Here is a 17,910-nt window from a genome sequence, read left to right on the forward strand (position 1 = left end):
CTTCCGTTTCCGGATACCTCCCTCCACACACAACAGAGGTCCATCGATGTCCCCTCCCGTCGGTCGCGTCGCCAGCAATCAGGATGTCCCGAAATCCGCCGATGTCGTTATTCTCGGCGGCGGCATGGCCGGTGTCGCAACCGCTTACGAACTCGCCCGGCGCGGAACCTCCGTCGTCCTCATCGAAAAAGGCGTGATCGCCGGCGAACAATCGAGCCGCAACTGGGGTTGGTGTCGCCAGCAGAACCGTGATCCGAGAGAACTACCGCTCGCACGGCTTGCCCTGCGCAGATGGGACAATCTCAATACGGAACTCGGCGATGAAACCGGCTTTCGCCGCAGCGGCCTTGTCTATGCCACGACACGCAAGGCAGACCTGAACGCTTGGGAGCGTTGGAGCCACATCGGCAAGGAGTTCGGCGTCGATACACGAATGCTGACGGGAGCCGAATGTGCCACGATGCTTCCCGGCAATAGCCGTCATTGGAACGGTGGCGTCCATTCCCCGACCGATGGACGCGCGGAACCTGAGCTTGCGGTGCCGGCATTGGCGCGCGGTGCCCAGCGGCTTGGCGCCGTCATAGTCCAGAACTGTGCCGCCCGCGAGCTCGAAACGGAAGCGGGGCGGATCAGCGGCGTCGTCACGGAAAAGGGTGCAATCCGCGCCGCGGCCGTTCTGGTTGCCGGCGGCGCCTGGAGCGGTATGTTCCTGAGGCATCATGGGATCCGCTTCCTGCAGGCATGCGTTAAATCCACATCCTTCTATACCGTCGCTGCACCGGCCGTGACCGATGGCGGGATCGCGATGGAGGACGTGACCATCCGCCGCCGGCTGGACGGCGGCTATACGGTGGGGTTGAGCGGCCTCGGCCAGTTGCAAATCACGCCCTATGGCCTGCTGCAGGCCCGCGATTTCTGGCGTACGTTTCAAACGAGGCGGAAAGGTCTGACCTTTGCCCTTGGCCGCCAATTTATGGAAGGGCCGGAAGCAATTGCCCGCTGGAAAGCGGACGGCGTTTCTCCCTTCGAGCGCATCCGCACGCTCGATCCGCAGCCGGATGCCCATCTTGTCGAGCGCGGCATTGCCCGACTGGTAGCGACCTATCCTGAACTCGCCGGCATCCGTCCGGCCGAGTGCTGGGGCGGCATGGTGGATTCCACCCCGGATGCCATACCGGTGATCTCGCCGATCGTTTCACGGCCTGGCCTCTTTGTCTCCTCAGGCTTCAGTGGTCACGGTTTCGGGATCGGACCCGCCGCCGGCATGCTGGCCGCCGATCTCATTCGCGGTGAAAGGCCCTGCGTCGATCCCAAGCCCTACCGGTATGAGCGAATGATCGACGGCACTGATCTCGGAAAGCCGGGGATGCTGTGATGATCGCGATGACGGCAGCACAGATCCTCGAAAACCTGGTCGAATTTCCCTCCGTGGTCGGTACGCCAAACCATGAGATCGTCGGCTGGATCGCCGATTATCTGGAGAGAGCCGGCGCAAAGGTCGTCGTCCTTACCGGGCCTGAAGGAGACCGGTCCAACCTGTTTGCGACCGTCGGTCCGGCCGACCGACCTGGATACCTGCTCTCTGGGCACATGGACGTTGTCGCGGCAGCAGAACCAGGTTGGACAAGCGATCCCTTTCGCTTGCAGCGTCACGGCGCGCGGCTCGCAGGCCGCGGGACGAGCGACATGAAGGGCTTTCTCGCCTGTGCGCTTGCTGCGCTGCCGCCCATTGCCGGACGCTCGCTCGCCCGGCCGCTGCATCTTGCCTTCTCCTATGACGAGGAGGCCGGTTGCCGCGGCGTTCCGCATCTGATCGCACGGCTTCCCGATCTCTGTGCCAAGCCGAAGGGCTGCATCATCGGCGAGCCCAGCGGCATGCGCGCCATCCGCGCCCATAAAGGAAAAGCAGCAGCAAGGGTCGTCATCAGTGGTCGCGCCGGTCATTCCTCGCGGCCGGATCTCGGCCTCAATGCCATCCATGCCATGGCCGACGTTCTCGGCGAAGCAGTCACGACCGCCGAGCGTCTGACCCAAGGGCCATTCGACAACAATTTCGAGCCGCCCTATTCCTCGCTGCAGGTCGGCACTATGCATGGCGGGCAGGCCGTCAACGTCATTCCCGAAGAATGTACCATCGAGCTGGAAGCCCGCGCGATCGCCGGCGTCGATCCAACCAGTCTGCTCGCGGGGATCGAAGGACGCCTGGGCGCCTTGAAACAGCGCGGCTTTACGGCGCGCTGGGAGGTCATAAGCAGCTATCCGGCCCTGTCCCTTACCGCCGACGCGCCGCTTGCCCTGCTGATGGAGGAGCTGACAGGGCGGCCACCGCTCGCCGCCGTCAGCTACGGCACGGAAGCAGGCCTTTATCAGGCGGCCGGAATGGAGGCGGTCATCTGCGGTCCGGGCGATATCGGCCGGGCGCACAAAGCCAACGAATTCATCGAGGAGAGCGAATTGTCTGCCTGTGTCAGCATGATCGAAGCATTGGGAGATCGTCTCGTCCGTTGATGTCCTGGCGGCATACGTCGTTGGCACGAAAAACGGATCGATATGCGGTCGATCGACCCTACTTCAATGCATCCTGTTGAGACGCCATCAGCAGAATACCGGAGCAAGCCAGAGGAAGCCCATGGCCTTTTTTTTCAATTCGGATGCCGAACGGGCGAGGATCTTTGCCGCGGCTTTCGCGCGCGAACTGCCGACCCTCCCCTTCGTCACGGATTCGGCTAGCGTCGATCCGGCAACGATCAAGTATCTGCTGACCTGGACAGCGCCCGCCGATCTCGACCGCTATCGCAATCTCGAAATCCTGTTTTCGATTGGCGCGGGCGTCGACCAGTTCTCGCTGGCCGCACTTCCCGACAAGGTCAAGCTGGTCCGCATGATCGAGGACGGCATTGTCAGGATGATGCAGGAATATGTGACGCTCGGCGTCCTAGCGCTGCATCGCGATCTGCCTGGCTATATCGAGCAGCAGCGGGCGGGCAAATGGGCCTCCCGCCCGGTTCGGCAGGCAGCCGACCGCTGTGTCGGCATACTCGGCCTCGGCAATCTCGGCCTAGCCGTCATCGAGCGGCTGCGGCCTTTCGGTTTTCCGCTTCGCGGGTGGAGCCGCTCGCCGCGCAGCATTGAGGGCGTCGCCTGCTATGACGGAACGGATCAATTGCCGGAATTTCTGGCGGGCGTCGATATTCTCGTCTGCCTCTTGCCGCTGACGCCCGAGACGCGCGGCATCCTGAACGCCGATCTCTTCAACGCGCTGCCTAAAGGCGCCGGCCTCGTGCACGCCGGCCGCGGTCAACAGCTCGACGCGGAGGCTCTCATCGAAGCGCTCGACAGCGGCCATATCAGCAGCGCTGTCCTCGACGTCACCGAACCGGAGCCGCTGCCGGACGGACATGCGCTCTGGCGCCATCCCAGGATCGTTCTGACGCCACACATTGCCAGCGTCACGCAGCCGGAGACGGCCGCAAACACCGTCATCGCCAATATTCGCCGCCACGAGGCCGGGCTCGACCCGATCGGTCTTGTCGACCGCAGCCGCGGCTACTGATCATCAATAGGAAAGGAACCCCATGTCTCTCTTGAAAACCATCGACCCGCAGCCGGCCTTCGAGCCGAAACACTCCAAGGCCATGCCGGACCGGCTGATTTCCGGAGATCCGTCCTTCAAGACCTGGGCTCAAGACAGTGCGCGCGACGGCATGATCAACACCGGCGTATGGGAAGCAACCCCGGGCGAAACGCGCTCGATCAAGGGCGAGACTTTCGAATTCTGCCACATTCTTCAGGGCGTCATCGAATTGACCGATGAGGGCGGCACATCCGTAACCTATCGCGCCGGCGACAGCTTCGTCATGAAGCCAGGATTCAAGGGCGTATGGCGGACGATAGAGACGGTCCGCAAGATCTACGTGACGGTTGGCTGATGATAAGCCTTGCGGACTTGCCGGTCTTTGAGGCCGAACATGAGGGCTATACGCTGAGCACGGATCGCGCTCGCCTCGATGTCGATCGGATCCATCGCTATCTCTCGGAAGAATCCTACTGGGCGCGTGGCCTCGATCGCGCTCTGCTCGAACGGGCGCTCGCCGGTTCGCTGCCGGTCGCTATCTATGCGCCGAACGGCGATTTTGCCGCTTTTGCACGCGTCGTCACGGATCTCGCTATCTTTGCCTATCTGCGCGATGTCTTCACCCTGCCGGACCATCGCGGCCGGGGCTTGGCGACGTTTCTTACGGCGGTGATCCAAAGCCATCCAGAGCTGAAAACGGTGAGCAACTGGATGCTGGCGACGCGTGATGCGCATGCGGTCTACGCAAAGGCCGGCTTCGCACCAGTCCCACACCCGGAATATTACATGAGCATCCGAAAACCCACTGAGAGCCCATAACCAAGGGTTATGGATTGCGCTGCTCTTGTTACTGGCGACCGTGAGGCTCACCCGCCATTCTGCTCCGGCCAGAACAAGGAAACAGCACATGGGCTATCGTATCGGGGTCGACGTCGGGGGATCCTTCACCGATTTTGCGGTGTTTGATGAGGCGAGCGGACGCATCTCCACCCTCAAGGTCTTCTCGCGGCCGGATGAGCCGGGAGCGGAAATCACCGCAGGTCTTTCGACGCTCAAGGCCCGCGACGGCCTCGATCCTGCCGAGGTCGATTACTTCACCCATGGCACGACGGTCGGCGTCAACACAGTCATTCAGCGCAACGGCCACGACCTGGCTTTGTTCACCACACGGAATTTCGAGGACGTGCTGCAGATCGCGCGCCTGAAGATCCCGCAGATCCACAATCTCTATTCGGTGCGGCCGGAGCCGCTGATTGGGCGCGATCGCGTATTCGGCATCCACGAGCGAACCGCCGCTACCGGCGATATACTCGAGGCTCCGCATGAGGCCGACGTGGAGAGGGCCGTGCGTGCAGCCGAACGGGCCGGCTGCAAAGGTATCGTCATCGCCTTCCTCAACGCCTATCGCAATCCGGCCAACGAACTTGCCGTCAAGGCAATGATCGAAAGGTTTGTGCCGAGCCTGCCGGTCTTTTCCTCCGCGCAAACCTGGCCGATCATCCGCGAATATGAGCGCACCATTACGGCTGTCATCAGCGGCTATGTGCAGCCGCGCGTCTCCCGCTACCTTGACCGTTTCGAAAGCGTGCTGAGGCAGGAGGGGCTTGCTTGCCCGCTGCTGATCACGAAGAGCAACGGCGGCGTGATGGGCATCGACCAAGCGCGAAACGACTGCGTGCAGATGATCCTCTCCGGCACCGCTTCCGGGGTGATCGGGGCAGGTTATCTCGCCAAGGCCAGCGGTTTCGAGCGCATTCTGAGCCTCGATATCGGCGGCACCAGTGCCGATGTCGCTGTCATCCTCGACGGCCTGCCGCAATATGGTGTCGGCGAGCTGATCGGGGATTTCCAGATTCACATCCCCTCCGTATCGGTCAGCTCCGTCGGACAGGGTGGCGGGTCCATTGCCTGGGTGGATGCCTTCGGGATGCTTCAGGTCGGCCCGGACAGCGCCGGCTCGACGCCAGGTCCCGCCTGCTATGGACGCGGCGGCACGAGGCCGACGGTCACCGATGCGGTCGCGGCCTGCAATCTGATCGGCCACATGCCGCTCGGCTACGGTGCGGTTGAGGTCGACCGCGCTGCCGCCCGCGCGGCGATTGCTCCCCTTGCAACGACGCTCGGCGGTACGATCGAAGCGACGGCAAGCGACATCCTCAACATCTCGGTTTCGGGCATGTATGCCGAGGTCAGCGGCCTGATCTCCCGCTTCGGGATCGACCCGCGGGAGTTCCATCTCTTTGCGTTCGGCGGCGCCGGCGCCATGCTGGCCTGCTTCCTGGCGCGCGAGCTCGACATGAAGGGCGTCGTGGTTCCGCCCACTCCCGGCGTCGTCTCTGCCCTCGGCGGCCTGATCGCCGACCTGAAGAACGACTTCATCCGTACTGTCTATTGCGACGTCACGAAGGAGGCGATGGCCACTGTCGTCGCACCCTACCGGAAACTGAAGGCTGAGGCCGAACATTGGCTGCGGCAAAAGCAAGGCTTCGCCGGGCCTGCATTCATCCAGGCCTTTGCCGATATGCGCTATCTCGGCCAATCCTACGAGATCGAAGTCGCGCTTCAGGGCGATTGGCTCGAAGAGATCGATGCCGATGCTATTGGCACCGCCTTCCACGCCGAACATGAACGGCTTTTCGGCCATGCGGCATCGGCTTCGCCAGTACATATGATCAATCTCCGCCTGACCATATCGGGCACGACGCCGAAACCATATTTGGCCGAACTCGGCCCCGCATACGAGCCTGTCCGGCCCCGCTTCTCGGCCGAAGCCTGGTTCGACGGCCGCCTTGCCATGACTGCAGTCTATCACCGCAGCGATCTGAAGGCGGGACATCGCCTGACCGGGCCGGCAATCATCGCGCAGGACGATACCACCACGGTGGTGCCGCCGAATTTCGTCGTCGATGTCGACCGGTTCGGCAACCTTGTCATCACCCGCATGGAGGCCTGAGATGGCGATCGATCGCAGAAATCTGAAAGTGCTCGCCAACTTCTGTGCCGCCGCCGCCGATGCCATGGCCTTCACCCTGATGCGCACGGCGCACTCCGCTTTCGTCAAGGAAACGGAGGACTTCTCCTGCCAGGTGGTGACGCGCGAGGGGCTTGCCTTCGCAAGCCCGCGTCAGTTCGGAGCGCCTTGGTATAGCGGCATCGACTACCGCCCGCTCCTCGACATGTTCGATAGCTATGCCGAGGGTGACATCTGCATCACCAACGATCCCTATAGCGGCTTCGTCGCGACCCATTCTCCCGATATCCATATCTGGAAACCGGTGTTTCACGGCAGCGAGATCGCCTGCTTCGTCGTCGGCCATATCCACAATACCGATGTCGGCGGCGCAGTCCCTGCCTCGCTGTCGCGCTCGCTCACCGAAATCGAGCAGGAAGGCTTGCGCATTCCGCCGGTCAAGCTCGTCGAGAACGGTGTGCTGAACGATTTCGTGCTGCACACTGTCAGAGCCAATGTTCGCCTGCCAGATCAGAACATCGGCGACCTCAATGCCCAGATTGCTTCCGTCAATATCGGCGAGCGCAAGCTGAAGGAGATCATTGCCCGCTTCGGCTTTGACGATTTCATCGACGGCGTCGGCCAGATTCTCGACTATGCCGAGGAACAGACGCGCGCCATTCTCAAGCGCATACCGGATGGCGACTATTTCTTCGCGGATTATGCCGACGAGGATTCGGTCGGCGGCAAACCTTGCCGTGTGGCGCTGACGCTGCGCATCCGCGGTGACGAGATCGAACTCGACTATACCGGCAGCGATCCACAATTGGGGTCGTCGCTCAATATGCCCACCGGCGGGCGCGAACGCCATCCGCTGGTGATGGTGGGCCTAACCTATGTCTTATACACCCTCGACAATTCCCTGCTGCTCAACGCCGGAACGCTGAGGCCGGCACGGGCGATCCTTCCCGAGGGGAGCATCGTCAACTGCCAGCGCCCCGCCGCCGTCGGCATGCGCTCCCTGACCTGCGCCATGACCCAGATTGTCACGGTCGGTGCCTTCGCTAAGGCGCTTCCGGAGTTGATGCCGGCCGCCTCTCCCGGTGGCAATGCCATCATGAACATCAAGACCAGCGCCAGAAATGGCCGGCCGGTCATGGCCTCGATCGGCCCAGTCGGCGGCGGTGGTGGCGGAACACCGATCGGCGACGGAAGCGACGGCGCCGGCGGCGCCACCGGTTTCCTGCGCAACACGCCGATCGAGATCAGCGAGGCGGAAGTGCCGATCCGCTTTCTGCGCTACGGATTGGAGACCGATACGGGCGCGCCGGGTCGCTATCGCGGCGGCCTGTCGGCGGTGATGGAATTTCAGGTCTCTGCACCGGAAACCGTTGTGACGGCACGCAATCGCAATCGCTCGGTCATGCCCTCGTGGGGTCTCGCAGGCGGCCATGCCGGCACTATCTCACGCTTTATCCGCAACCCCGGCAGAGACGACGAGATTTCGCTCGGCAATACGGACATTGTGCACTGCAATCCCGGCGACGTGATCCGCGTCATTGGTCCCGGCGCCGGTGGCTACGGCGATCCGTTCGAGCGGCCGGTCGAAAAGGTCATTCAGGATGTGCGCCGCGGCGCTATCTCAATGGAAAGTGCGCGACGCGACTACGGCGTGGCGATATCGCGTGGCGCGGTTGACAGCGAGGCGACCGCAGCCCTACGCGCCGACCGATCGCCAAAGACCGCTCCCATCACCTATGCCGCAGAGCGAATCGCCTTTGAATCGGTATGGACGGAAGAGCGCTACGATCTGCTGACCGGCTTTCTCGCCAGTGTGCCGGTCGGCTGGCGATTCTTCTTGAAGCACAGGATCTTCGACGCGGTCGCCTCCGGCTTGAACAGGTCGGGCGATGTTGCCGAGGAGATGCGCGCCATCTTCGCCGAGATGCGCGAACGCTACGGCGTTTGACAGTCTGCGGCGATTGGTTATGACATCCATAACCTAAAGGCGGATCTCATGAACGCACGCCAGCTAGAAATCTTCCGGGCGATCATGCGCGACGGTACGCTGACCGCAGCCGCGAATTCGCTTGGGATATCGCAGCCCGCCGCCAGCAAGTTTCTCCATCACCTGGAAAGCCAGCTCGGCTACACGCTGTTCGATCGTATCGGCGGGCGGCTCGTGCCGACCATGGAGGCAAACCTGCTGTTTGCAGATGCCGACAGGGTGTTTCGTGAGATGGAAGCCCTGAAATCGCTGGCGCGGGATATCGGTGCGCAGAAGATCGGTTTGCTGAGGCTCGGGATCAGCCTGGCGGTCACCTATTCGGTGCTGCCGAAGGCACTCCTGCGCTTTCGTGCGAAGCATCCGGAAGTGAAGGTTCATCTCCATGCCCTGCCGAAGCGCGAGATCGCCGAGGCGCTGCTTCTCGGCGACATCGACCTCGCCGTCACCTTGTCTGTGATCGAAGCCCCAACCGTTCGCAGCGAAATCCTCAGCGATGTCCCGATCGTCGCGGTAATGCGGGCCGATGATCCCCTGGCATCCAAGGCAAGGATCGGCCCCGCCGATCTCGACGGTTTGCCGCTGATCTCCTACGGCGCCCATGCGGAAATCGGCGCGGCGATGGACGAAGCTTTTTCGAGCTGCGGCCTGCAGCGCGAGGTTGCCATTCAGATTGCCTCCTCTGTTGGCGCTGTGCCGCTGGTGCGCGAGGGGCTCGGCATCGCCCTGGTCGACGGGCTCGTTGCCTGGCATGGCTTCGAGGGTCTGGTGACCCGCCCCTTCGAACCGCGTCTTGCCATGCAGATGGTGGCCGCCACCAATGACGCCCGGCCCGCCTCGCGATTTGTACGGCCCTTTCTGGCTACATTGCGTGACGTTCTCTGAAACGCCGAATCTTGCGCTGAAACACTGAGGGCAAACGGGATATTCCGTCGCGACGGCGGAAGCATCAATCGAAACTGCCAGGGTGCAGCCGATAGACTTGCCCGACCCGACGGTAAGGAACGGCCATGACCCTTAGTTTCGATCCAAATTCGCTCGACCTCCCAAGCGGACATTTCATCGATGGCCGCTATGTCGCAGCCATGGGCGGCATGACCATGCACCGACCGTCGGATGGTGTCGCTTTCGCGAAATGTCCGGTGGCCGGAAAGGACCTGGTCGACCGCGCCGTCGAGGCCGCGAACCGGGCTCTGAAGACCAGCGGCTGGTCCTCCCTCCGGCCGCGCGAGCGAACCAAGGCGCTGGTTCGTTGGGCTGACCTGATGGAAGAAGAGGCCGTGACGCTCGCCCGTCTAGAAGCCGTATCCTCGACCCGCCCGATCGGCCAGCTCGTCGCCGGCGATATCGCCATTACTGCCGAGCAGATCCGCTTCTTCGCGGAGTTCGCTGACAAGGAAGGTGGCGATCTGGTCCCGGCTGACGACCACAGCCTCGGCATGATCATGACCGAACCCTACGGGGTCGTCGGCGCGATCACGCCCTGGAACTTCCCGATTTCCATGGCCGGCTGGAAGCTCGGCCCCGCATTAGCAGCGGGCAACGCCGTGGTGCTGAAACCCTCCGAGATGACACCGTTTTCGACGCTCTACATGGCGGAACTCTCGGTGCGCGCCGGCATTCCCGCCGGTCTGATCAACATCGTTCTCGGCGACGGCCCGACCACCGGCGCGGCGATCACCAGCCACCCCGGTATCAGCAAGATCAGTTTCACCGGTTCGACGGCAGCCGGTGCGGCGATCATGGAGAATATCGCTCGCAGCGGCGTCAAGCCGATGACGCTGGAACTCGGCGGCAAAAGCCCGCAACTCGTCTTCGCCGATGCCGATCTCGATCTGGCCGCCGAGGCGATCGCCCGCAACGTCCTCGCCAATGCCGGCCAGGCCTGCGTGGCGGGTTCGCGGCTGATTGCCGAGCGCTCGATTGCCGAACCTCTCACCGAGGCGATCCTCGGGCACATGCGTCAAATCAAACCAGGCCCCACTTGGGACGAGAAAAGCCTCTATTCGCCGGTTATCTCGGAGCGTCAGATCGGGCGCATAGACAGCATCGTTCAGGCCGCGATCGGCGCCGGCGCGGAATGCCTGACCGGCGGCTCGCGGCTGGATCGACCAGGCTATTTTTATGCCCCAACGCTGCTCGCCGGGGTCGACCAGGCCTCGCCTGCGGTCACTGAAGAGATTTTCGGGCCGGTGCTGACGCTGCAAACCTTCGAGACGGAGGAGGAAGCGCTCTTGCTTGCCGATCATCCGACCTATGGGCTTGCGGCGGGCTTATTCACGCGCGATCTTTCTCGGGCCGTCCGCGTGACGCGCCGCCTTCAGGCCGGAACCGTCTGGGTCAATCGCTATGGGCGTTCCCGCGACCATATTCTGCCGACTGGCGGATACAAGAACTCTGGTATCGGCAAGGACCTTGGCCGCGATGCCTATCTCGCCAATCGTCGCAGCAAATCCGTGCTGATCAACATCTGAGGAGCTGACATGAAGACCTATAGGATCGCTCTCATCCCCGGCGACGGCATCGGCAAGGACGTTACCGCCGCAGCGTGGCAGATATTGGAAAAAGTGGCCGGGAAGGCGGGCTTCGGCCTGGAGCCGACCAGCTTTCCCTGGTCCTGCACCTACTACAAGGAAACGGGCACGATGATGCCGGCCGATGGCATTGCGACGCTGCGCAAATTCGACGCCATCCTGCTCGGCGCGGTCGGCTGGCCGGCCGAGGTGCCCGATTCCGTTTCGCTGCACGGCCTGCTTCTGCCGATCCGCAAGGCCTTCGAGCAATATGCCAATATCCGGCCGCATCGGCTGCTGCCGGGTGTCGAAGGGCCGCTGAAGACACGCAACTTCGATATTCTCTGCATTCGCGAGAACACTGAGGGCGAATATTCCGGGGCCGGCGGACGCGTGCACCAGGGCACGGCAAACGAGGTCGCCGTCGAGACTTCGATTTTCACCAGAGCCGGCGTGGAGCGCATCCTGCGCTTCGGCTTCGAACAGGCCCGCGCACGCCGCGGAAAGCTCGCCTCCGTCACCAAATCGAATGCGCAGAAATATTCCATGGTGTTCTGGGATGAGGTCACGGCGCGGCTCGCCGCCGACTATCCGGATGTCACCGTAACGAACTATCACATAGACGCCATGGCGGCCCGCATGGTTATGGCGCCGGAAAGCCTCGATGTCGTCGTCGCCTCCAATCTGTTTGGCGACATCCTGACCGATCTCGGCGCCGCCATCCAGGGCGGGCTCGGCTTTGCCGCCTCTGCCAATCTCAACCCGAACCGCACGGCACCGTCGATGTTCGAACCGGTGCACGGCTCCGCGCCCGATATCGCCCATCTCGGCATCGCCAATCCGATTGCCGCCATCTGGTCGGCCGCCATGATGCTGGATCATCTCGGCGAAAAGCTAGCCGCAGCCGAAATCATGCGTGCGATTGCCGCGACAACCGAAGCCGGCATCGGCACCTTCCCTGGTAAGGACAAGACTGACGCCATCACCCATGCCGTGCTGAACGCACTCGCCTGAACGACAAGGAAACAACAACAATGATCGACCTCAAGGACCGGAGCTTATTGCGCCAACAGGGCCTAATCGATGGACTCTGGCGCAATGCCGCCTCCGGCAAGACCGTCGACGTCATCGATCCGGCCACGCAGACAGTAATGGGCACGGTTCCCGACATGGATGGGACGGAGACGCGCGCCGCGATCGAAGCCGCCAGCGCCGCCTTCCCGGCCTGGCGGGCGAAGACCCATGCCGAGCGGGCGCAACTGCTGGAAGCTTGGCATGATCTGATGATCGAACATTGCGACGATCTCGGCTTGATCCTGACGACAGAGCAAGGAAAACCGCTGGCCGAGGCGCGTGGGGAAATCCGCTATGGCGCCTCCTTCGTCAAATGGTTCGCCGAGGAAGCACGCCGGATCGGCGGCACGACCATACCCTCGCCGACCCGCGACCGACGCATCGTGGTCCTCAAGGAACCGGTCGGCGTCTGCGGCATCATCACGCCCTGGAACTTCCCCAATGCAATGATCACCCGCAAGGTGGCCCCGGCGCTCGCGGCCGGCTGTACGGTCGTCATCAAGCCATCCGACCTGACGCCTTATTCAGCTCTGGCGCTTGGTGTTCTGGCCGAACGCGCCGGCATCCCTTCGGGCGTCATCAACATCGTCACTGGCCTGCCGACCGAGATTGGCAACGAGCTGATGCGCAATGAAGCGGTCCGCAAGATCTCGTTCACCGGCTCGACCCGCGTCGGCGCGCTGCTGATGCGCGGCGCCGCCGACAGCATCAAGCGGCTCAGCCTCGAACTCGGCGGCAACGCGCCCTTCATTGTCTTCGACGATGCCGACCTCGACCTTGCCGTCGAAGGCGCTATCGCCTCCAAATTCCGCAATGGCGGCCAGACCTGCGTCTGCTCCAACCGCATTCTGGTGCAGGATAAGGTCTACGACGCCTTTGCCGAAAAACTGGCCGCCCGCGTTTCCGCCATGAAGGTCGGCCCCGGCACGCAAGCGGGCGTCGACATCGGTCCGATGATCAATGCCGCCGCCATCGAGAAGATCGAGCGCCACGTTGCCGATGCCGTCGAGAAAGGCGCGACGATCGTTGCAAGGGCTTCGAGCCTTCCGGAAGGCCGGCAATATGCAGCCCCCATCGTCCTGTCGGGTGCTACCACCGACATGCTGCTTGCCAGCGAGGAGACTTTCGGGCCGGTCGCCCCGCTCTTCCGTTTCAAGACCGACGAGGAGGCGATCGCCATCGCCAACGGCACGCCTTTCGGGCTCGCGGCTTATTTCTATACCGGAAGCCTCAAGCGCTCCTGGGCCGTCGGCGAAGCACTGGAATTCGGAATGGTCGGGCTGAACACCGGCGCGATCTCAACCGAAGTCGCCCCCTTCGGCGGCGTCAAGCAATCCGGCCTCGGCCGCGAAGGCTCGCAAGTCGGCATCGAGGAATATCTCGAACTGAAGACCTTCCACATCGGCGGGCTTGGCTGAGCCTGCCAAAGACACCAAAAGGGGCGCCCCACCGACATGCTGCAGAGACATTCTGACGGCTTTCCTGCCCGGCAGGAATTCACTCGGGCTTCACGAGAAGGCCAGCAGCCAAAGCACGGAAGGTCTCGATAGCCTTTGGCAGTACATGCTTCGGATCGTCGCTGGCTGCGACCCAAAGAGCAGCGTTGAGCGCGGCGCCGCTAAGAAGCCGAGCGGCCGCCTCGGCGTCGAGCGGCTTGAAAATCTCTTTGGCGACAAGACGCTCTACCGTCCGCTTGGTTTCCTGAAAGCAACTGCTCTGGCTGGGCCATTTTGATGGATCACCCAACACGGCAGGTCCGTCGAGCAGAACGATGCGTTGAACTTCCGGAACCAGCGCCATCTCGATATAGGCGGCGCCTTCGGCAAGCAGGCCTTTCCAATCGTCTCCCACTCGCGCGCCGATCTCTTGGGCCTGCGATGCCATCTCCGAGTCGATCTGATCGACAACTGCCGCGAGAAGCCCGCGCTTGTCTCCGAAATTGTGATAGAGCGCCCCACGCGTCAGGCCGACCTCGGCCGTCAGCTCGTCCATTGATGCAGCCGAATACCCTTTTTCAGCAAAGGCTTTTCGCGCCGCCGCGATCAGTTTGGCACGGTTCTCCTCCATCGTATCGATACGTCGTTTCGCCATCCTGCCCTCAAATTTCATATACGATGCGTATGTGGACTTGACATACGGCGCGTATGCCAGTTATTTCACATACGCATCGTATATGAGATGAGGCGGCGTGTGAAGCAGAATGCATCCTGCTCATCCGCTGTCGCCAACGATAATGAAGAAAGGATCGAGAATGACCAAACGTGAGGCAATTTTTCCCGCCAACAGACATGCCCTTTACGAGGAACATGGCTATTCGGCCGCCATTCGCTCCGGTGACCTTCTGTTCGTGTCCGGGCAAGTCGGCAGCCGTGCCGACGGGACGCCGGAACCTGATTTCGGGCATCAGGTCCGTTTGGCTTTCGAAAACCTCAAGGCAACGCTGGACGCCGCGGGGTGCACGTTCGATGATATAGTGGACATAACGACGTTCCACACAGACCCGGAAAACCAGTTCGCAACAATCATGGCCGTCAAGCAGGAGATCTTCAGCGGTCCGCCCTATCCGAACTGGACGGCCGTCGGCGTGAACTGGCTTGCCAGCTTCGACTTCGAGATCAAGGTCATTGCCCGCATCCCTTCGAAGGCGTGATACTTGATCCGACTATTGGAACCGATCGAGCGTCTTGTAATACATGCCGACCAGCGGCAGGAACCAGGGCTTGCCGAAATGCCCCGGCACCGCCGGCCACTCGAGGCCTTTGACCGGATTGCGATCGGCTTTGCCCAGGATGGCATCGGCAATCATCATGCCCATATGCGTCGCCATCTGTGCGCCATGGCCGGAATAGCCCATCGCGTACCAAAGCCCGTCCACATAGCCCGCGCGCGGGAAACGGTCCTTGGTCATGTCGACCAGACCGCCCCAGCAATAGTCGATCTCGATCTTGGCAAGGTGCGGGAAGATTTCCGCGAGGCTGGCGCGTAGGATCTCGCCGCTCTTGGCGTCGGATTGCTGATCCGACGTCGCGGAAAACCGCGCCCGGCCGCCGAATATGAGGCGATTGTCCGGCGAGAGCCGGAAATAATTGCCGATGTTGAGTGAAGTCACGCAAGTGCGGTTGCCGGGCATGGTCGCAGCGACCTCCGCCTTGGTCAGCGGACGCGTGGCAATGATGAAACTGCCGACAGCAACGATGCGACGGCGGAAATAGCTGAAGATGCCCGGCGTATAAGCGCCGGTTGCCAGGAAGACATTATCTGCCGAGAGTTTGCCGCGGGTGGTCATCAGTTCATGCCGGCTACCGTTGACCTTCCTGTCGGTCACGGCGGCATTCTCGAAGATCACCGCGCCGCTGCGGACTGCGGCTTCGGCAAGACCGACCGCATAGCGCCCCATATGCATCATCGCGCTCTTCTTGGAGAGCATGGCGCCATGGAACGACGTCGATCCGATCTCCGCCTTGAGGTCATCTGCCGTCAGCAGCGCCGTATCCGGATCGATCTCGCGATGAACCGCCTCGAAATTCTTGGCGATGCTGTCGAAATGCGCTGGCTTGGAGGCAAGCTTCAGCTTGCCCGCACGGCGGAAATTGCAGTCGATCCCCTCCTCCGCGACGATCCGCTCGACTGTGTCGACGGCATCATCGAAGGCGCGATAGAGTGCCTTCGCCCGCTCGACGCCGAGTTCCTCCTTCGCCGCGATGAAACTATGGGCGATGCCGTTGTTGAGATGACCGCCATTGCGGCCCGATGCGCCGGAGCCGACTGTGCCCGCCTCCAGCACGACCACTTTGGCGCCGGCCTTGGCAAGTTGGCGTGCCGCGCCCAGCCCGGTAAAGCCGCCGCCGATGACCGCGACGTCATAATGACCTTCGAGCGGAGCCGTGCTCTGCTTTGCGAAACGCGGGGCTGTGTCGTGCCAATAGGACTTGAATTGCATGGCGGCCTCCCGTCAGAGCCCGACGACGCCGGGCAGACCGGAAATATCCTTGATCTCGGTATATTCATAATAAGGATTGGCGGGTTCGTGACCCCGATTAACCCAAACCTTGTGCTTGATACCGAGATCATAGGCCGACATCAGGTCGTAGCGGAACGATGAGGAGCAGTGCAGGATGTCTTCCGGATTGCAGCCGAGCATATCGAACATATATTCGAACGCCTTGAAGCGCGGCTTGTAAGCATTGGCCTGCTGCGCCGTGAAGACGGCATGGAACGGCGCTCCGAGCTTTTCGACATTGTACATGATCTGCTCGTTCATCGCGTTCGACAGGATGACCAGCGGGATTTCCTTGGCGACCTTGGCAAGCCCCACCGGCACGTCCGGATGCGGCCCCCAACTCGGCACGGTTTCGTAGATGGAGCGAGCGTCTTCCGCGCGGAAGGTCACGCCGTTCTTGCGGCAGGTCCGCTCGACGGCATTGTGGAGCACTTCATTATAGGGTTTCCAGTCTCCCAGAATCTCGTCCAGCCGGTAGGCTGCGAAATTCTTGATGAACTGCGCCATACGCGGCTGGTCGAGCTCGCCGCCATAGATCTTCTGAGCAGCCTCGGCCATCTGGAAATTCGTCAGAGTGCCGTAGCAGTCGAAGGTGATGTATTTCGGCCGGAACTTCGTCATGTCTTGGATCCTTGCAGAATGCCGCGCAGGCGCTGATGAATGAGAACATCATAGGCAGCCTTCTTCCATCGGTTCACCGCATTTAGGCCGTCGCGAAGCAGAAAGTTTTGTATCGCCGCTCCGCTTTGGCAGAGAGTTGCGCGTCGTCACAAGCGCGTTGCCACCGAAATCCGCAATCGCAGCCCGCAACGCCAACCGCCCCGGCATAAGATGCGGCGGGTATGCCGACGGACGGTGGAAGATACCGCTGCCGCCCTTTCGTCGGGACGATCTTCTTTCGCTACGGGTCTATCAAAAAGAAAAGCAACGACGGGAGAAAAAGCCTGTGCAGGCAACCGGGATCGATCTTCGCCCCCTCGACCACTCTCACCTTCAATCGGCTCTGACACTGTCCCGTCAGGCAGGCTGGCCCCACCGACTGGAAGAGTGGCAGATGCTGCTGGAGCTTAGCCGCGGCCTGGTGGCCGTCGAGAACGACCGGGTCGTCGCCACGATCTTCGTCACTCCCTATGGCGATGACGTCGCAACGATCAATATGGTGATCGTCGATGAATCGATGCGCGGGCGTGGCATCGGCCGCCGGATCATGCAGGCGGCCCTCGATATCGTTGGTGATCGTGAGTGCCGGCTCGTGGCGACTGCCGACGGCCTACCTCTTTATGAAAGTCTAGGGTTCAAGAAGACCGGCGAGATCGTTCAGCACCAAGGCCCGCTGCTCGCGTGCATTACGCCGCCGACGGTGGATTGGGCGACAGCCGCCGATATCGAGCAGATCGTCACCCTCGATCGCATCGCTTTCGGGGCTGATCGGAGGCCGCTCATCCAAGCCCTGGTCCAGGCCGGCCGTCTGGCGGTTCTACGCGAAGCCGACGCGCTTCGCGGTTACGCAGCCTTGCGGTCCTTTGGCCGTGGCGAACTCTGCGGCCCGGTCGCTGCAGGAACCACTGGTGAGGCCCAGGACCTTCTGAGCTTTCTGTTCGCGGCCCGGTCAGGCGCATTCATGCGTGTCGATACCGGGGCCGAGACTGGCCTTGCTCCCTTCCTCCTCGAACATGGCCTCGCCCATGTCGGCGGCGGCATCACCATGCATCGTGCACCTTCGTCTACCCCGTCATCCGTTCCCAGCGTTCACACATTTGCCCTGGCGAGCCAAGCCTTGGGCTGAAGAGAGAC

At 62.1% G+C, this 17,910-nt stretch carries 16 protein-coding genes; 13 read left to right on the top strand and 3 right to left on the bottom strand.

What is annotated here, in order from left to right; genetic code table 11:
• The first annotated feature begins 46 nt into the window (after positions 1 to 46).
• The 11 genes from ACXHXG_RS26280 (at position 47) to ACXHXG_RS26330 (ending at position 13,534) form a co-directional block, all read left to right on the top strand.
• Complete coding sequence (locus ACXHXG_RS26280; protein ID WP_457901243.1) at positions 47 to 1,375, top strand: NAD(P)/FAD-dependent oxidoreductase; 1,329 nt, start codon at positions 47 to 49, stop codon at positions 1,373 to 1,375.
• Positions 1,375 to 2,508 carry an acetylornithine deacetylase gene (gene argE / locus ACXHXG_RS26285; protein ID WP_457901244.1) on the top strand — a complete coding sequence of 378 codons (1,134 nt, stop codon included), beginning with the start codon at positions 1,375 to 1,377 and terminating at the stop codon, positions 2,506 to 2,508. Before ACXHXG_RS26280 ends, argE begins: the two co-directional genes overlap by 1 nt.
• A 121-nt stretch (positions 2,509 to 2,629) precedes the next feature.
• Positions 2,630 to 3,553: a 2-hydroxyacid dehydrogenase gene (locus ACXHXG_RS26290; RefSeq protein ID WP_457901245.1), complete on the top strand. Its 924-nt coding sequence runs from the start codon at positions 2,630 to 2,632 to the stop codon at positions 3,551 to 3,553.
• Positions 3,554 to 3,575: 22 nt separating this feature from the next.
• Positions 3,576 to 3,929, top strand: coding sequence for a cupin domain-containing protein (locus ACXHXG_RS26295; protein WP_285169249.1), 354 nt, complete (start codon positions 3,576 to 3,578; stop codon positions 3,927 to 3,929).
• Positions 3,881 to 4,393, top strand: a complete 513-nt coding sequence (locus ACXHXG_RS26300) for a GNAT family N-acetyltransferase (protein WP_457901246.1) — start codon at positions 3,881 to 3,883, stop codon at positions 4,391 to 4,393. Before ACXHXG_RS26295 ends, ACXHXG_RS26300 begins: the two co-directional genes overlap by 49 nt.
• An 88-nt stretch (positions 4,394 to 4,481) precedes the next feature.
• Positions 4,482 to 6,527: a hydantoinase/oxoprolinase family protein gene (locus ACXHXG_RS26305; RefSeq protein ID WP_457901247.1), complete on the top strand. Its 2,046-nt coding sequence runs from the start codon at positions 4,482 to 4,484 to the stop codon at positions 6,525 to 6,527.
• A 1-nt stretch (position 6,528) separates the two neighbouring features.
• Positions 6,529 to 8,493 carry a hydantoinase B/oxoprolinase family protein gene (locus ACXHXG_RS26310; protein ID WP_457901248.1) on the top strand — a complete coding sequence of 655 codons (1,965 nt, stop codon included), beginning with the start codon at positions 6,529 to 6,531 and terminating at the stop codon, positions 8,491 to 8,493.
• A gap of 48 nt (positions 8,494 to 8,541) precedes the next feature.
• Entirely contained in the window at positions 8,542 to 9,414 is an 873-nt protein-coding gene (locus ACXHXG_RS26315; RefSeq protein ID WP_283051631.1) for a LysR substrate-binding domain-containing protein, read from the top strand.
• Between the two features lie 125 nt (positions 9,415 to 9,539).
• Positions 9,540 to 11,003, top strand: a complete 1,464-nt coding sequence (locus ACXHXG_RS26320) for an aldehyde dehydrogenase family protein (RefSeq protein WP_283051633.1) — start codon at positions 9,540 to 9,542, stop codon at positions 11,001 to 11,003.
• 9 nt (positions 11,004 to 11,012) lie between these two features.
• The gene (locus tag ACXHXG_RS26325) at positions 11,013 to 12,056 is read left to right on the top strand and encodes a tartrate dehydrogenase (RefSeq protein ID WP_457901249.1); all 1,044 of its coding nucleotides are present in this window, start codon (positions 11,013 to 11,015) and stop codon (positions 12,054 to 12,056) included.
• Between the two features lie 20 nt (positions 12,057 to 12,076).
• The gene (locus ACXHXG_RS26330; protein ID WP_457901250.1) at positions 12,077 to 13,534 is read left to right on the top strand and encodes an NAD-dependent succinate-semialdehyde dehydrogenase; all 1,458 of its coding nucleotides are present in this window, start codon (positions 12,077 to 12,079) and stop codon (positions 13,532 to 13,534) included.
• 79 nt (positions 13,535 to 13,613) lie between these two features.
• Here the strand turns inward: ACXHXG_RS26330 and ACXHXG_RS26335 are convergent, their stop codons facing one another.
• Positions 13,614 to 14,207 (bottom strand): TetR/AcrR family transcriptional regulator, encoded by a 594-nt coding sequence (locus ACXHXG_RS26335; RefSeq protein WP_457901251.1) that lies wholly within the window; start codon positions 14,205 to 14,207, stop codon positions 13,614 to 13,616.
• 160 nt (positions 14,208 to 14,367) lie between these two features.
• Between ACXHXG_RS26335 and ACXHXG_RS26340 the strand changes: the two genes are divergently transcribed.
• The gene (locus tag ACXHXG_RS26340; RefSeq protein ID WP_457901252.1) at positions 14,368 to 14,766 is read left to right on the top strand and encodes a RidA family protein; all 399 of its coding nucleotides are present in this window, start codon (positions 14,368 to 14,370) and stop codon (positions 14,764 to 14,766) included.
• Between the two features lie 12 nt (positions 14,767 to 14,778).
• Here ACXHXG_RS26340 and ACXHXG_RS26345 read toward each other — a convergent pair whose 3' ends face one another.
• Together ACXHXG_RS26345 and ACXHXG_RS26350 are read right to left on the bottom strand one after the other, a co-directional pair.
• Positions 14,779 to 16,056: an NAD(P)/FAD-dependent oxidoreductase gene (locus tag ACXHXG_RS26345; RefSeq protein ID WP_457901253.1), complete on the bottom strand. Its 1,278-nt coding sequence runs from the start codon at positions 16,054 to 16,056 to the stop codon at positions 14,779 to 14,781.
• Positions 16,057 to 16,068: 12 nt separating this feature from the next.
• Positions 16,069 to 16,737 (bottom strand): haloacid dehalogenase type II, encoded by a 669-nt coding sequence (locus tag ACXHXG_RS26350; protein ID WP_457901254.1) that lies wholly within the window; start codon positions 16,735 to 16,737, stop codon positions 16,069 to 16,071.
• A gap of 325 nt (positions 16,738 to 17,062) precedes the next feature.
• Between ACXHXG_RS26350 and ACXHXG_RS26355 the strand changes: the two genes are divergently transcribed.
• Positions 17,063 to 17,902 (top strand): GNAT family N-acetyltransferase, encoded by an 840-nt coding sequence (locus tag ACXHXG_RS26355; protein ID WP_457901255.1) that lies wholly within the window; start codon positions 17,063 to 17,065, stop codon positions 17,900 to 17,902.
• Positions 17,903 to 17,910: the final 8 nt, after the last annotated feature.

This window comes from Rhizobium sp. LEGMi-198b (assembly GCF_054114205.1).

Bases quoted from the DNA above. Each gene is read 5' to 3' on its own strand.
- ACXHXG_RS26280 (WP_457901243.1), top strand. From the start codon at position 47: ATGTCCCCTCCCGTCGGTCGCGTCGCCAGCAATCAGGATGTCCCGAAA.
- argE (WP_457901244.1), top strand. From the start codon at position 1,375: ATGATCGCGATGACGGCAGCACAGATCCTCGAAAACCTGGTCGAATTT.
- ACXHXG_RS26290 (WP_457901245.1), top strand. From the start codon at position 2,630: ATGGCCTTTTTTTTCAATTCGGATGCCGAACGGGCGAGGATCTTTGCC.
- ACXHXG_RS26295 (WP_285169249.1), top strand. From the start codon at position 3,576: ATGTCTCTCTTGAAAACCATCGACCCGCAGCCGGCCTTCGAGCCGAAA.
- ACXHXG_RS26300 (WP_457901246.1), top strand. From the start codon at position 3,881: ATGGCGGACGATAGAGACGGTCCGCAAGATCTACGTGACGGTTGGCTG.
- ACXHXG_RS26305 (WP_457901247.1), top strand. From the start codon at position 4,482: ATGGGCTATCGTATCGGGGTCGACGTCGGGGGATCCTTCACCGATTTT.
- ACXHXG_RS26310 (WP_457901248.1), top strand. From the start codon at position 6,529: ATGGCGATCGATCGCAGAAATCTGAAAGTGCTCGCCAACTTCTGTGCC.
- ACXHXG_RS26315 (WP_283051631.1), top strand. From the start codon at position 8,542: ATGAACGCACGCCAGCTAGAAATCTTCCGGGCGATCATGCGCGACGGT.
- ACXHXG_RS26320 (WP_283051633.1), top strand. From the start codon at position 9,540: ATGACCCTTAGTTTCGATCCAAATTCGCTCGACCTCCCAAGCGGACAT.
- ACXHXG_RS26325 (WP_457901249.1), top strand. From the start codon at position 11,013: ATGAAGACCTATAGGATCGCTCTCATCCCCGGCGACGGCATCGGCAAG.
- ACXHXG_RS26330 (WP_457901250.1), top strand. From the start codon at position 12,077: ATGATCGACCTCAAGGACCGGAGCTTATTGCGCCAACAGGGCCTAATC.
- ACXHXG_RS26335 (WP_457901251.1), bottom strand. From the start codon at position 14,207: ATGGCGAAACGACGTATCGATACGATGGAGGAGAACCGTGCCAAACTG.
- ACXHXG_RS26340 (WP_457901252.1), top strand. From the start codon at position 14,368: ATGACCAAACGTGAGGCAATTTTTCCCGCCAACAGACATGCCCTTTAC.
- ACXHXG_RS26345 (WP_457901253.1), bottom strand. From the start codon at position 16,056: ATGCAATTCAAGTCCTATTGGCACGACACAGCCCCGCGTTTCGCAAAG.
- ACXHXG_RS26350 (WP_457901254.1), bottom strand. From the start codon at position 16,737: ATGACGAAGTTCCGGCCGAAATACATCACCTTCGACTGCTACGGCACT.